This window comes from Polaribacter sp. KT25b, assembly GCF_900105145.1.
GTDB lineage: Bacteria > Bacteroidota > Bacteroidia > Flavobacteriales > Flavobacteriaceae > Polaribacter.
The window spans coordinates 406,641-421,813 of sequence record NZ_LT629752.1; the positions used below are offsets into that span (position 1 = coordinate 406,641).

General features: G+C 28.4%; 16 protein-coding genes. 3 read left to right on the forward strand and 13 right to left on the reverse strand.

Features of this window, described 5'->3' with window-relative positions; translation table 11 throughout:
- Window position 1 precedes the first annotated feature (1 nt).
- Window positions 2-967: an endonuclease/exonuclease/phosphatase family protein gene (locus tag BLT70_RS01625; RefSeq protein WP_231962784.1), complete on the forward strand. Its 966-nt coding sequence runs from the start codon at window positions 2-4 to the stop codon at window positions 965-967.
- A 156-nt stretch (window positions 968-1,123) separates the two neighbouring features.
- The gene (locus BLT70_RS01630) at window positions 1,124-2,005 is read left to right on the forward strand and encodes an NAD(P)-dependent oxidoreductase (protein WP_091890658.1); all 882 of its coding nucleotides are present in this window, start codon (window positions 1,124-1,126) and stop codon (window positions 2,003-2,005) included.
- 175 nt (window positions 2,006-2,180) lie between these two features.
- Here the strand turns inward: BLT70_RS01630 and BLT70_RS01635 are convergent, their stop codons facing one another.
- The 6 genes from BLT70_RS01635 to BLT70_RS01660 form a co-directional block, all read right to left on the reverse strand.
- Window positions 2,181-3,137, reverse strand: a complete 957-nt coding sequence (locus tag BLT70_RS01635) for a tRNA-dihydrouridine synthase (protein ID WP_091890660.1) — start codon at window positions 3,135-3,137, stop codon at window positions 2,181-2,183.
- A 78-nt stretch (window positions 3,138-3,215) separates the two neighbouring features.
- The gene (locus tag BLT70_RS01640; RefSeq protein WP_091890663.1) at window positions 3,216-3,695 is read right to left on the reverse strand and encodes a hypothetical protein; all 480 of its coding nucleotides are present in this window, start codon (window positions 3,693-3,695) and stop codon (window positions 3,216-3,218) included.
- Window positions 3,696-3,760: 65 nt separating this feature from the next.
- On the reverse strand, window positions 3,761-4,684 hold the full coding sequence (locus BLT70_RS01645) for a hypothetical protein (RefSeq protein WP_091890666.1): 924 nt from the start codon (window positions 4,682-4,684) through the stop codon (window positions 3,761-3,763).
- A 584-nt stretch (window positions 4,685-5,268) separates the two neighbouring features.
- Window positions 5,269-5,802 (reverse strand): hypothetical protein, encoded by a 534-nt coding sequence (locus BLT70_RS01650; protein ID WP_091890668.1) that lies wholly within the window; start codon window positions 5,800-5,802, stop codon window positions 5,269-5,271.
- Between the two features lie 35 nt (window positions 5,803-5,837).
- Window positions 5,838-6,443 carry a hypothetical protein gene (locus tag BLT70_RS01655; RefSeq protein WP_157691819.1) on the reverse strand — a complete coding sequence of 202 codons (606 nt, stop codon included), beginning with the start codon at window positions 6,441-6,443 and terminating at the stop codon, window positions 5,838-5,840.
- Window positions 6,444-6,532: 89 nt separating this feature from the next.
- Window positions 6,533-7,726, reverse strand: a complete 1,194-nt coding sequence (locus BLT70_RS01660) for a hypothetical protein (protein WP_091890676.1) — start codon at window positions 7,724-7,726, stop codon at window positions 6,533-6,535.
- Between the two features lie 368 nt (window positions 7,727-8,094).
- Here BLT70_RS01660 and BLT70_RS17495 point away from each other — a divergent pair, with 368 nt between their 5' ends.
- On the forward strand, window positions 8,095-8,220 hold the full coding sequence (locus BLT70_RS17495; protein WP_302847798.1) for a hypothetical protein: 126 nt from the start codon (window positions 8,095-8,097) through the stop codon (window positions 8,218-8,220).
- A gap of 199 nt (window positions 8,221-8,419) precedes the next feature.
- On the opposite strand, the gene BLT70_RS01665 is transcribed toward BLT70_RS17495, so the two are convergent.
- From BLT70_RS01665 to BLT70_RS01695, 7 genes are all read right to left on the reverse strand, one after another.
- Window positions 8,420-10,066 (reverse strand): CRTAC1 family protein, encoded by a 1,647-nt coding sequence (locus tag BLT70_RS01665; RefSeq protein WP_197678379.1) that lies wholly within the window; start codon window positions 10,064-10,066, stop codon window positions 8,420-8,422.
- Window positions 10,063-10,734: a DUF6796 family protein gene (locus BLT70_RS01670; RefSeq protein WP_091890679.1), complete on the reverse strand. Its 672-nt coding sequence runs from the start codon at window positions 10,732-10,734 to the stop codon at window positions 10,063-10,065. The genes BLT70_RS01665 and BLT70_RS01670 overlap by 4 nt, the downstream gene beginning before the upstream one ends.
- Before the next feature lie 5 nt (window positions 10,735-10,739).
- Entirely contained in the window at window positions 10,740-12,143 is a 1,404-nt protein-coding gene (locus BLT70_RS01675) for an FAD-dependent oxidoreductase (protein ID WP_091890681.1), read from the reverse strand.
- A gap of 234 nt (window positions 12,144-12,377) precedes the next feature.
- Window positions 12,378-13,055 (reverse strand): hypothetical protein, encoded by a 678-nt coding sequence (locus BLT70_RS01680; protein ID WP_091890684.1) that lies wholly within the window; start codon window positions 13,053-13,055, stop codon window positions 12,378-12,380.
- A gap of 2 nt (window positions 13,056-13,057) precedes the next feature.
- Complete coding sequence (locus tag BLT70_RS01685) at window positions 13,058-14,104, reverse strand: D-alanine--D-alanine ligase (protein WP_091890687.1); 1,047 nt, start codon at window positions 14,102-14,104, stop codon at window positions 13,058-13,060.
- A gap of 138 nt (window positions 14,105-14,242) precedes the next feature.
- A complete protein-coding gene (locus tag BLT70_RS01690) occupies window positions 14,243-14,743 on the reverse strand; it encodes a hypothetical protein (RefSeq protein WP_091890690.1) in 501 nt (166 codons plus the stop codon).
- A 104-nt stretch (window positions 14,744-14,847) separates the two neighbouring features.
- Window positions 14,848-15,123 (reverse strand): hypothetical protein, encoded by a 276-nt coding sequence (locus BLT70_RS01695; protein ID WP_091890693.1) that lies wholly within the window; start codon window positions 15,121-15,123, stop codon window positions 14,848-14,850.
- Between the last annotated feature and the right edge of the window lie 50 nt (window positions 15,124-15,173).

Genomic DNA, 15,173 nt, shown 5'->3' on the forward strand with positions numbered 1-15,173 from the left:
CTTGATAATATTTTTTCGCTTTTTGTTATTGCTGATAATTGCCTTTGTAATCTTCTTTTTTTGGGCATCTTCAGCAACGTTAGATGAAAACGATTATGCTAAATTATTAGAAGATAATTCGATTGAAGTTCCTGTAAACGATTCAGTTTTTAGTATTGTTACGTATAATATTGGTTATTTAAGCGGAATGACAAATAATCGGCCAATTGCAAAACCAAAAGAATTATTTGATGATAATTTAGCCACTGTTTTATCAGAAACAAAAAAGATAAATCCAGATATTATTGCGTTTCAAGAAATAGATTACAATGCTTCTAGAAGTTATAAAGTAAATCAACAAGAAGAAATTGCTAAATTAGGTTTTGGTTACAGAGCAAAAGCTATTAATTGGGATGAACGTTATTTACCTTTTCCTTATTGGCCAATTAGCATGCAATTTGGGAAAGTAGTTTCTGGGCAATCTATTATAAGCAAATATCCTTTAAAAGAGCACAAAAGAATTGTTTTATCAAGAGTTGCAGATGAACCTTATTATAGAGATGTTTTTTATTTAGAACGTTTGGCACAAGTGGTTAAGGTTGTTTTGAATGAGAAAGAAGTTGTAATAATAAATATACATTTAGAAGCTTTTGATAAAGCTACTAGAGAAAAACAATTTGAAGAGATTCTGCAAATATTTAATGAATACAAAGACAAATATCCAACTATTTTATTAGGCGATTTTAATTCAAGTGCAACAAATAAAACAGCTGTAGTTCAAAATTTATTTGCAAATAACGAAATAGGAAACGCTGCTTTTGATTTTCAAAATTTAGAAAAAACATTCGACTCTAAAGATCCATACGAAAGAATAGATTATATTTTCTATACCAAAAATTCTATTGAATACGTTTCTGGAAAAGTGTTAAATAGTTTTGGGCAATCTTCAGATCATTTACCTGTTTTTATGGAATTTAAATTAAAATAAAATTATTTTTCTTGTTTTTTACATTATAGTCCTTAATTTGAAGTTTTTTAGTGCTTATAAGCTTGTTTAATGCATTAAGAATTCATTTAAATAATTTCGTAAGTGCTTATAGATGTATATCTTTGCTTAAATAATTAGAATTTAAATATATTAAATATGAAAAAACCCACTATCGGATTTATCGGTCTTGGCCTTATGGGTGGTAACATGGTTGAAAATCTGCAAAATAGAGGTTTCAAGCTAATAGTAATGGATCTTAATAAAGATGAAGTTGCAAAAGTAATTGCAAGAGGTAATGCTACTGAAGCAAACTCGCCAAAAGAATTAGCAGAAAATAGTGATATCGTAATGTTTTGTCTTACTACTTCTGCGGTTGTAGAAAAGATTGTTTACGGAGAAAATGGTATTTTAGCAGGGATTAAAGAAGGCGCTGTTTTAATTGATTTCGGAACGTCGATTCCGGCATCAACTATCAAAATAGGTAAAGATTTAGCAGAAAAAGGCGCAGGTATGATTGATGCTCCATTAGGACGCACACCTGCTCATGCAAAAGACGGATTGCTAAATATTATGGCAGCTGGTAACAAAGAAACTTTCGAAAAAGTAAAACCAGTTCTTGACGAACAAGGTGAAAACGTTTTCTATTTAGGTGGTGCTGGTGCTGGTCATACAACTAAGTTGATTAATAATTTTATGGGAATGACGACTGTAGTTGCTATGTCTCAAGCTTTCGCAGCAGCGGAACTTGCAGGTGTAGATAAACAACAACTTTTTGATATCATGTCATCAGGACCGTCAAATTCTCCATTTATGAAATTCTGTAAACATTACGCTGTAGACAACGTTAGTGATTTAGGTTTCTCTATTGCGAATGCAAATAAAGATTTAGGTTATTTTGTACAGATGATGAATGATCTTGGTACAGTTTCTCAAATTGCAGAAGCTACTTCTGCCAATCTTCAGACTGCAGTAAATGCAGATATGGGTAATGGTAATGTTCCAGAAATCTTCGATTATTTTGTAAAACTAAAGAAATAGTTTTTTTGATTTAAATTTTAGAGGATTTTCCTTTATTGATTTAAATTAGATAGAGTACACAATTTATAAATATAGCGAGTTTTAAGCTCGCTATATTTTTTTATAATCAATTATCTAGTTGGTGTTTTAAATATAGAAACTAACTGATTTACGTTGAGAAAGAAGATTTTAAGTGTTAGAAATAACTTTTTTCATCCTTAAAAATTTCTTCAACAGCTTTCGCATAATTTTTTACATTTCCTGCTTTTTTTATCTTTTTATACGTTTTCTGCGGATTTGAAAAACTCTGAGAAAAGTATTCCCAAAAACCAAGCATTTTCATTTTAATAGGTGTTGGTCCAGAAAGTGCAGCATCATATTCTTGAAAAATACGATCGTGAAATTCATTAAAAATATCAAACCTGTTTTTAGGATATTCAGTTGTATTCGCTTTAATCATACTTGGTAAAAAAGGATCTGCAATTAAGCCACGACCAATCATCCAATGATCAATTGAAGGAAAACGTTCTTTTAATTTTTTATAAGCAGCAACAGAAGTAATATCGCCATTATAATACATTTTATGTTTGCTATTATCTAAACATTTTTGAAATGCGTCTAAATCTGTTCCTCCTTTGTATAATTGTTTTCCAATTCTTGCATGAATTGCAATATTCTTTAAAGGATAGGTGTCTAAAATTGGTAAAACATCTAAAATTTCTTCTGGAGTATCATAACCCATTCTCATTTTCATAGAAACGATGATGTCCGATTCATTATGAACTTTATGAAGAATACTGTTTATTTTTTCAAAATCACTAATCAATCCAGAGCCCATTCCTTGTTTTGTAACCATCGGATAAGGGCAGCCAAGATTCCAATTCAGTTCTTTGTAGCCTAATTCTTGTACATATTTTGTTACGAATAAAAACTCATCAGCATCATTGGTCATTATTTGCGGAATTACCTCTAACTCCGTATTGTTTTCTGGAAGAAGATCTCTTTTGTAAGAATTTTTTATAATCAGTTTTCCATTTAGTCTGATATATGGCGCGTAAAAAGTGTCAATTCCGCCAAAGAAATGATTAAAAGCATTTCTGAATTTATGATCTGTAAAACCTTGTAAAGGTGAAGATAAAAGTGTCTGATTCATGAAAAATAAAGTTGTGCAAATATAGCATACTTTTTAAAGTGTTAGAGAAACAAATTGTTGTTAATCAGGTTACATAATTTAATTGTTTAACCAATAGCTACCTCTTTTTTCTGCTTCTTTGATAGCGAGATTAATGTCTTCAAAAATAAAATCAGGAACTGAATTACTTGTTGCTGGCGTTAAAAGTGATAGTAAACCTTTTTTAGATTTTTCTGATGTAACAATTAATATAGGGAAATTAGGTTCATTTTCTTCGTTTCCAGCATTCTTAAACTGTTCAATATCTTGAAAAACAGATAATATAGAGTTTCCCCAATTATACATTAATTCTCTAAAATCTAAAATAATTGCCTCCGGATTAAAATCAATAATGCCAGAAATTGCTTTTTTAGAAATATAAGTTCCGTGCTTTTTACCTAAAGAACCATCAGGATATTCGCCAAAAAAAGAAACAATAAGTACATCAACTTTATCAATTAATTCCTCTTTTATGGTAAAGTATTTGCAATTAATAGCATCAGGTTTTATTTCTTTATTTTCTAAAAGTGTATAATTCATTTTCTAAAGATAAAAAAAAGAGCAGAATTTTATAAGTTTCTTATTTTAATGATTGATAAACGTTTTTAATTTGATAATTGTAGTTCCTTTCTTTTAGCTTCATCAGTGACACTTTTCTGATTCCAATAGGGTTCATTTATACTTTTTTTCAAGCTAGCTTCAGTAATCAATCCGTTACCATTATCTTCTGTCCAAGATTGTATTCTATAAGGGAATTCTTTTTGAACCGTAATAGAAATCTTTCTATCATAATTCAAGTATTCAACGGTATAAGTCAAAGTAGTTTCTGCTGCTGTTTTACTAATTTTAGCTTTAGTAGATTTCATTTTTTGATAAGCAAATCTGCTATATAGCGTAGAGAAAATCATATCAATTTCTCCTAAAGGTAATTCTCCTTTGTTTAAACGAATACGTGTCATTAACTCATCTTCTAAAAGTGCTACAGGTATATTTTTTTCTGTATCACCATCAGCTTCAAAGTAAGAAAATTCTTGAAAATGATAGTTTTCTTCCTTAAGATTTAGTTGTGTAAAAGTATGTCCACACCATTCTTGAATACTTGTATTCGATTTTAATGTATGAGGATATTTTTTAGAATCAATAGGTGTAAAAGTGGAAGTTACAATCGAGTAATCATAAATACCTGTGGTAAATTTTCTAATGTTGTTTAATTTCATCACAGGTACATTGTCGTTTCCAGCATTTTTAGGACGATCTAATTTAACCTGTTTACTTAATGAAAATGGTTCTGTAACAAATACCAAAACAACTTCTCCTTCGCGGATTTCTCCATATCGAGACTGTTTTAATTCATAGCTATTTAACTCGGCTTTGCCAGAATACCAATAATTATTAAACTGATTTGTAGTTGACACTACTTCTTTTTCTTTTATGGCAGGTAGTTGGTTTGCAACTGATTTTTTATTTTGTTGGCAGGCAAAAAGTGAAGATATACTTAATAAGTAAAATACTTTTAAAAATGGACTCATGTTTTTATAAATTTGTTTTTGGGTAAATAGTTATGTGGTTAAATAACTAATTTTATAAGGTTTTAGCAATAGTTTTTGGGTCTTTTAATCGATGTTTTTCAGAAGCTAAAAGTTCAATTTCTTTTAGTTCTTTTAATTTAAATTAGCATTAATCGTATTAGTGTTAATAGGTTTTTTCTCATTCATTTTTAAAAATAGCAATGCTATACTTTAGTTGTTTTCAATTCGATTAAGCTTCTATATCTTTAATAAAAAGTTTTTATTCATATTACTGTTTAGTTATTCAAAGTAAATTAAGCACTTCTTAAAAATTGGATTTCAGATAATTATATTGATAATTCTCTATCATTTTGCATTTTACCAATACCTATGAATTTCTATCCTATTTATAGTCGAAAAATTCTGAATTTCCTTTCAAAATTTGTTTAAAATTCAATTGTTCTCCTATGTGCAAAACCTACTTTTTATATTTGGGGTAATATTTTGTTAGATGTCAAATTGGGATTGTTTTAAGATAAGTTTCTGAAAGTTAGTTTTGTCTAATTTTTCAACAGAATTTTATTATTTTAGCGTTTTGCAACCTTTTATTCCTTAAACTTTAAGCTTTCGAATATTTTTTTAGAATCAGTGTAATATTTAGGAAACAAACTTTCATCAGAAGCATAAATAAAACAGTAATAATCTTCTTGAAACTTAAAATACGTTTTTTCTAGTTTTATCTTATTAGAATTTAAAGTATAACTATAGGTATTGATACAGGTTTCTCCAAATTTTGATTGTTCTGTAGTGATTTTTGCACCATACACTGTTAAATACTTCGCTAAATTTTTATTCCCTTTTTCAGCAATTTCTTTTAATGAAATGTCATTATGTTCAGAAGGTGGAATTTTCATTATAAGAATATGAACTCTTGAATTTTTATCAGATGTAATTAAAGGGCTAAAAGCTATGTCTTTATGGATGTCTAAATAAGGATGCCATTTAAAAGGTAATATTAAATTATATTCTAATAAATCAATTTTCTCTTCAAAAGAAAGTTCAGGTTCGTGTTTTTTAGTGTTGGTACTACTACAATTAAGTGTTAATATGAGTATTAATAAGAGAATACTTTTTTTCATATCGACTAGCAATTTTTAGGTTTTATAGTAAAAAATTATTTGATGTCTAATGTATTCCAAATCAAATTAATCAATTGTTTTCCTTGAGATTTTTTTAAATCATCCATTTCCATTGACATTATTATTAAACCAGAATCTTTTTTACCAATTGTAGCTATTTCATAAATGTTTACTTCGTCATTATAAGTTAAAGTTGCCTTATTTACTTTAATTTTTAAGCCAGAAGCTAATTTTCTTTCATAATCTTCCCTTGTCAATTTATATCCATAACTAATACTTTCTTTTGTGACTTCGCTTATCATTAATTCGTTAAGCGTAGTTGGATTAATTGTTGAATATTTTTGAATCATAAAACCAGAACCCTCTGCAGTCATAAGCATTAATTGTTCAACTCCATCTCCAAGATCTGTTTTTGCAACGTTGTATTCTTTGGGATGTTTAAAGTTAAAAACTTCATCAAAATATAATAAGGTGTCTTTTTGCTTAACATTAATTTTTAATAAATTGTCATTTACATTAATTTCATAATCTTCGCCTAATTTTATTTCAAATGTTTCACCATTTATTTCTATTTTATAATTTTCTTGGGCATAAATTATACTTGATAAAGCTAGCATTATAATCAGTATTGTATTCTTCATAAATTTTATTTTAGGTTGTAGTAGATTGTTTGTGGTTTGTTTTAGTTGATATATAAGCTTTCTTTTTGTTAGTTGGTTTAAAGTTGTTTTTAATCATTTAAATAGGTATCTCTACGCTCTATTAAGTGTTCAAAATTTGGATATTTTCTTTTTCTAGTTGTGTTTAATTTTTTTAATACGGTTTCTCTAAATTCTTTACTTTCAAGTTTTTTTACTCTTGTACTATCCTCATAATATTGTAATTGAATTTTATATCTTCTAAAAAATTCTTGTTCAAAATCTTTGGAAACTAAGCCGTCGTAAAACTCTATTAAATGCTGATTTTCAATAGATTTATAAAATACAAAACCATCAAATACATCTTTATATTTGGCATTGTTTTTTGCGCTAATCAAATCGAAATCATCATTGCCAAAAACAGAATTATCAAAATCAAACCCAATATTTTCTATGTCTTGTTCTTTAAAAGCAGCGTCCCATTTACCATCATGTATAAGTTCATATACATAACGATTTTCTTTTTTTACAAAAATAGGGCGATTAGATAAAATACTTACAGCACGATTGCCAAAGTAATCAGCTAAATATTTACCTGCGTTTTTTACCAATTCGCCATTATTACTAGTTGTATGAATTTTAAAGGCATGTCTGTAATTTAAAATAATAAGTGCTTTTTTATTATTTTTAGAGGATAGTTTTTTATACTGATTTATGATGTTATAAGCAAGTAAACTATCTCTAGGTTCAATCTCAAAATCTTGCTCTCTCGTATATTCTTCCACTGTTTGTACTGTTTTCCAATCAAATTCAACATCCGAAGGAAAGTAAGATATTTGATTTTGTGATACGTTGTTTATATCGTAAATAGTTCTTAATAAGTAATGATAATTATATCTTTCCCAAATAAACCAAAAAGTAGCATTTTGCTGAAATGTGTTTAGTTTTTTCTCTACAAAAGCACTGTCTAAATTCTTTGTTTTTAAAAATTCAGTTATTTCTGGTTGTAAATTAAGAACACCAATTTCTGTAAATAAATTTCCAACATTATTCTTGAAATAAGCATCGGATAAAACATCTTTAATTAATTCATATTGAGAAAATTCACTATGATCTCTTTCACACAGAATTACAATATCGTGATTTTTAAATTTTTGTAAAATGTAATCTTTAGCTGATTTTTTTTCTATTTTTTTCAGATAATCAGAGTACGGTTTAATTGCTGAGTTTTGTGAAAAACTATAAAAAGTAGAAATAAGAAAAAGTAAAATCAATGTATTTTTCATAATTTTCTGTGTATTTACATTGCGTACAAAATTAGTAATATGGTGAGCTTTAATACACACACAAAGCAATAACGAAGTTAAAGTTTTTTAAATTTAGAACAAAGCTAAATAGAGACTAAAATCTTAGTAAAGAGGCATTATGGAAATCAAATTTACTATTTATAATGAGAAACGATTAAAGCTTATCACCGAGTAATTATTCTCATAATACAAGCACAAAATAACCGCCCAGTCTGTCATCCGAAGCATTGAGGAATCTCATAGTCAAACTCAAAAATACTCGAACAAAAAGCCTTTATTTGTAGACATTGTTTGGTTTAGGTTTCACTTTCAAAAGTATTATTTTTAAGAGTATCAGACTTGTAAAAATGGATAAAGAAATAAAACACATTGGTATTCCTGAAGAAGTCTTTGGGCATTGTATAATTTCTAATAGTTGCATTATTGTGCCATATAAAGCAATAGAAAATGCAAGACCTGTTCCTATAAAATAAATAGAATTATTCCATTTTAGTAGATGTCCTAATAAGGGAATGATAAAACAACCCATTATAATATAACAAGCTGGTATAGTAAGTATTTTGGGACAAACAGAATGATTTACAAATTCATTGTAAACTAAACTACTTGCTCCCAAAATACTTAAAACAAAAATGAGTATTAAAATAATAGGTAATACTTTCTTTAAGATCACTATTCTTGAGTTAAATCAGTCGTTGATATAGCATCTGAAATTATAACTTTAGGAATCGTTAAAAGTGTATTTATCTTAGCCTCTGAGAATGTGTATTCATTTCCGCTAATATATTTTACAACAACACTTTTTATAGTGTCTTTGCCTAAACCAAAATGTAAGGTTGCAGATTGGTCACTCGTCAATCCTTCTCCAACGATAAAATCTTCCGTTATTTTTTTACCAGTTGATGTTACAACTTCAACTTTTGCACCTAAATTTTTAGCTGTATCATCTAATTTTACTTGGACAAAATTATTGTCTCCTCCATTATTGATGTATGCCAAAACAGGCGTCCCAATGTTTACCCAAACCAAATCTAAATAACCATCTTTATTAAAGTCACTTACCAATGGAGTTATGGCATAATTAGGGTTTACTACACCACTTTTTTCTTCAGTAGCAACAAAAGTATGGTCTTCTTTTTGGGTTAGAAATCTACTTGGTAATTTAAATATTTTATGAGGCGGAAAGTCAATATAGTTTTCTGCAACAATCAATTCTTGTAATCCATCATTATTCATATCAGCAAAAACGGCTCCCCAAGAAAATTCAAAATCTTTAGTTTGCGTTTTTTCGGCTACGTCTTCAAATACAAAGTTTCCTTTATTCTCAAAAAATATCCAATTAGGATTAAAAAGACTCTTGTCTTCAATGTTTCCACTTGCAACAAAGCTAGGTACTGTTGATCCAGTATTTGAAAACATAAAATCTACCAAGCCATCATTATTATAATCTCCTACAGCGATTCCCATAGGATACCCATATTTGTTGGTAGAAGGGTTTTCTTTCATTTCAAAACTGCCATCACCTTTGTTTTTATAGGTTCTAATTTCGCCTGTATCATAAGCAATAACTAAATCCAACCAAGTATCGTTATCAATATCAATCAAAATACCCATAAATGTATTGTGGATGTATTCTAAACCAGCTGCAATAGTTGTGTTTTTAAAAGTATTGTCTCCGTTGTTAATCAACAATAGACTCTGAGGCCCATAATTTTTGCTGAAATTATTTTGTCCAACCATTTGTTTTTTTCTGATGTAATTGGCAACAAAAATATCGGTATGTCCATCTTTATTAACATCACCTAAAGTTAAACCTAATGGAGTTGCATTGGCTGCCAAATCATAGTCTAATTTCTTTGGTGTAAATTTTCCGTTGGTATTGTAGTAAATCACAATTCCATCTTCTCTAGAAAGAATCAAATCGGTAAAACCATTGTTGTCAAAATCGGTAGATGCACCACTTAAAGTTGTACTGTTTTCTTTTGCAGGAAGCCCTACATTTTTTGAAATAGAAACAAATTCCCCATTCTTATAACTAAAAATTTCATCTTGCTGATTGTATCCACCTCCTAAAAATAATTCATCAACACCATCATTATCAATATCTATTAATACAGATGCTGTAACAGGTAAAGATTCCGTTCCATTAAATTGATGAGTAAAATCAATTGAAATTTCTTTGAATGTAGGAATTAAATTTTCTGCTATTGTATTGTCATAAGGATTGTTTCTGTCGGTACTAAACTTAACGGCTACAATGATGATAATAACAAGTATGAAAGCTAAAATACCTCCTAAAATTTTTTTTACTATTTTCATAACGATGATTTTTTTATTTTGTTGAATTGATATAATGATAAACTAAATAATATAAAATGAACTACATTCATTGCTATTGGTGCTATGTATTTTCCAATTTCAGGAGAAATAAAATAGATTGCAAATACAGAAATTAATAGTACTATAGGATTAAAAATAGCCATCCATTTCTTATAATAAGTTCCTCCTTTTAGTATGGTGATACTAAAAAAGATAGAAAGTAAAAGGATGATGATTCTTAAAAACTGAACAAGAGATTCACTAATTAAGGTGTAATTGTCTAATATTTTTTGATATACATTTACATCAATATCGTTTTGTAAGTGAACAATGGTACCTAAAAAAGCGCGCGAAGTCATCCAAAAACCACCAATGGTAAAAGCCAAAATTCCTAAGCCAAAAACAATAGAGGCTAATTTTTTATTTCCTTTTTCCAACATTTTATAAATATGGTAATATCCTACAAAGTAGAAAGGAATGGCAAATACTGCTAAAAAATGACCCGTAATTAAATTGTTTTCAGAAACGAATTGAAAGAACTGATAATTTTCTGCATTACCAATAATTTGAGGACTAAAATGAAGGAGAAATTCTCCAGCACCTACTATAATACTTGCGAATAATCCCAGAAGTCCAGCTATAAATATTTTCTTTTTATCAACTATCATTTGTGTTATTTCAAGTAATTTCTAATTCCATAACTTGCTAAAACACCTTCTCCTGTTGCTGCTGCAACTTGAGCAATGGCTCCTTCTCTACAATCACCAGCAGCAAAAATTCCTTTTATAGATGTTTCTGCTAAGTTCTTCGTTTTTATAAAACCTCTTTCATTTAAGTCTACTACATTTTCAAAAACTTTTGTATTCGGAATTAAGCCAATAAAAACAAAAACACCATCTGCTGATAATGAAGATTCTTCTTTAGTTTCATTATCTACCACCTTTAAATTTTCAAACATTCCTTTTTCATTAGCAACAAACTCTAATGAAGTTTGGTTCATATATGTAGTAATGTTTTTAATTGTTTTTAGTTTCTCAATATAGGTAGGTGAAGCTGAAAACTCTTTTGAGCGATTTACAATTTTTACACTTTTGCAAAATCCAGCTAAGAAAATACCTTCTTCTAAAGCAGAATTCCCTCCTCCAATTACTATAATATCTTTTTCTCTGTAAAAAGCACCATCACAAGTTGCACAGTAATGAATACCTGAACCAATCAATTCTTTTTCATTGGTGATGCCTAATTTACGATAAGTAGAACCTGTAGAAAGTACTACTGTCTTACTTAAATAACTAGCTGTATTGGTTTTAATTGTAAAAATTTCATCTTCTTTAGAAATCGATAGTACATCTTCTCCTGTTTTTATCTTTGCACCATAAGTTGTTGCTTGGGCTTCCATTCTCTCCATTAGTTTTGGTCCAGAGATAGATTCAAAACCAGGATAATTCTCTATTTTTTCAGTTAAAAAAGCATTTCCTCCAACGGTAGATTTTTCTAAAATTAAAGAATCAAAACGATCTCTTTGGGCATAAATAGAAGTTGTTAAACCTGCAGCTCCTGCACCAATAATTACAGTATCAAATATTTTATGCGATTTTTCTGTATTTATAGACAATACCTCTGTTAGTTTAGCATTGTCAGGGTTTGTGAATGGAATATTATCAATTAAAATAGTAGGAATAATCCTTTTACCGTTATTAATTTCTTCAACTTTTTTTGTTGCCCATTCACTTTCAATATCAATAAACTCAAAATTAATATTATTGTCTGTCAAGAAACTTTTTGCTCGTCTACAATCTGGACACCAATCTGCGCCAAATAATTGAACGGTTCCAACTTCATTAATGCCAAAAATAGAAGCTATAATATTGTTATTCGGGTTTGTGTAAGATTTGTCATCAATCAATAGCGTAGGAATAATTCTTTTACCATTATTAATAGACTCAACCAAAGCAGTAGCGGCTTTATCTAAATCTACATCAACAAATTCAAAACTAATATTGTTGTCTGATAAAAAACTTTTTGCTCTTCTACAATCAGGGCACCAATCTGCTCCGTATAACTTTACTCTATTCATTTGGTTTTTTTTATAATGTGTTTCTAATAGAATGCTATGTCGTGAGAATTATAAATACCTAACAAAATCATTTTATTTTATTAAGGTTTTTATTTTTTTAAGGAATTACGACTTTATAAATATTTAAAGTTTACATCCATAATATTAGATAATTACGAAGTAAACGTTTTTAAATTTAGAGTAAAATGAAGTCGCTCGCTAAAACCTTCGTAAAGAAAAATAATAGCAATCAATTTAGTTTTTATTACTTGTTTTTTTTACTTTTTTATTTTGGTTGATAACCAGTTTGGATATTTGAATGGATGCTAATATGAAAAATAAAATAGCGAATACAAGATTGAGATAATTAGATATTTCAATGTTATTTTCAACCAAAATATATTGCCCTAGGTAGGCAAAAAGTAACATGCCAATTCCTGTGCCTATCAAGGCACCAACAATAAATAAATAATTGGCTTTTTTAGTTGTTTTAAGTTTATTGTTTCGATAAACATAAATGTAAATTCCAGACCAATAAGGCCACTGAATAACATTTAAACCATTTAAAAGCAGACCTAATAAAAATGGGTATGTTGCAAATTCTAATTGTGATAAAACGAAAGTTTCATCATTATTACTAATAAAATACAATGCAATACTTGTAAAAAATAAGATTGTAAAAATATCTATGGCTAACAAAAGTTTTTTTTGTTTTACTAACCACTTAGCTCCAAAACTCACTACTTTAAGTACAAAAAACTCAACAGCTATAACTCCAAGAATAAAGGAAGTAATTGCTAAGTGACCTTGCGCTACTAAAATTTGTAAACAAATTATATTTAAATAGCCTAAAGGTAAAGATCCTATAAAACTAATTAAAAACCCTAATAGAAAAGCTTTGTTTGTAAAACTATATTTATGAATCCATTTCACGGCTATGATATAGATTTTAAATAATTAGTTAAGCGTTTGTTGTCGATAATTAATTGTCTAGATTGTTTTAAATTTAGATAAGAATGTCCTTTTTGATGATTGTAAGTACAAATTTTATATAAAATATCGTAATGCTTTATAATCTCTTTCCAAGCAAAAAAGATGGAATGTTTAGGGTCGTAAATATGAGTGGGTTCGCTTCCTGCTCCATTAAGTTCAATGATAGATAAGTTTTTTCCTTGCTCTAAATCTTCCCAAGAATTGAACATAATGTCTAACCTTCCAAAATAAAAATCCGGAATTTGTAAACAAATAGTATTAATTGTTTCTGTAAGTTTTTTTGTAACTTTATTACTAACATCGGTAAACTTACTTCCTCTTGCATGGTTGCCATAAGGCATTAAATTAAATTTTTTATCTTTAGGTAAAACATCATTTAACAGAGTACCATATTTTTTCTTAAGAGTTGCCAATTGCAAAGAAAACCTAGGATTTTGCTCTATAAGTTCTTGAATCGTGTTTTTACCATTGCCTTCAACAATAAGGAATTCTTTATTCACAATACCTGTAATAGTACCTTCGGTTTCGTTTGGCATTCTATAATAAAACAAACCAATTTCTAGAGGATAATTTATGCAATTCTGTACTAAAAAATCATAATTTGTTTTTTGTAGATAGGTTTCTAAGGATTGCCATGAATTAATTTTTTCTACCCTCAAACCTTGCAAGCCTACATCTGGTTTTATAATAAAAGGGAAATCAATAGAAGTGTTTTTTAAAGCCTTTTTTATGTTTACTGATGTTTCATGAGCTTTAAAAAACAACGTGTCTGGGTAATATTGAGTAGGAATTAAATCATAAATTTCTTTTTTACTCTCAAGTGCAAAACCTCCATTTATTATTTTAGGATTACTGGCATTAAAAAATCCTAATGAGCGTGCTTTGATACTTAAAAAAAGCCAATAGAAATAAATTGGAAAATAAATCACATTTGTATTCCAATATTCCCAATTTAGAATTTTATGAATTGTGTTTTTTAGGCTTCTCAAACTTGTAACTTTCTTATTAAATTATTTTTTTATGCATGTAACCTTTCAATTTAGTTTTAGGTTCATTGCGTTAGTAATAAGTGTTTTTACTTGTGTTGAACGTAAAAATGAAATGATCTTAAAATGATACAAAGTTTGTTAAATACAATGTTTTCTATGCCTTATTGTTGCTGGTGCTAACCCAAAAGTGTCATCAATAAAATTCATGCATTTAACTTCTAGTAAACCCACTTTAATTAACGCTTGATGATGAATACTATGCTCTAAACAATAAGCCAATTCTCTTAATAAAGATGTTTCAATTTTAATTTGTTTCCCTTCTTTTTTGCAAAAATTACCTTCCAAAACCATTTGTATATTCTGCTGGTTTTCTGTTAGTTTTAAACAAATCTCATCAATTACCGCAATAGCTATATTCGTATCAGTTTCAATTAATAAATTTCTCGCTCGGTTATCATAATTTATAACTTTAGTTTCAAAACCATTTAAAACACTTTGATAAATTTCAAGAATATGTCTTACATGTTGCCCTATTGTTGAACCGAATAAGTTGGTAGATTTAAATGTATATTGCTTATTAGTTAACTGAATTAATACATTTTTTATCTCGTTTAAATTCTCTTTACAATAGATATGCATGGGTAATTCTTTTAATAGTAATTTTTATTATTTGTAGCTATAAAAGTAAAGAACAATCTTGAGTATTACATCAAGATTGTTTTTTATCTGTTTTATTTTTTTAATTAATAGTGGGCTTCAACAGAAACCGCTACTGTTTTAGCAATATTTGTAAATGGTTTACCTTTTTTAAAAGCAACTTCATAGTCTGCTAAAGTTAGGTTAAATTTAGAATTCAGACTAATTTTACCGTCATTTACTACAATTGTAGTTTTTTCTGAAATATCTGTTTTGGTAGCTTGGATATCTCTAGCGGGTTGATTAAACATATAGAATCCTATTCTTACTGTAATTATAATTCCTAGAACTAGGAGAATTAAGGCTTTCTTTTTGATAGTCATCTAGTATATTTTAACTGTTATAGACCTTTAGACCTTAAATAAAGTAATTC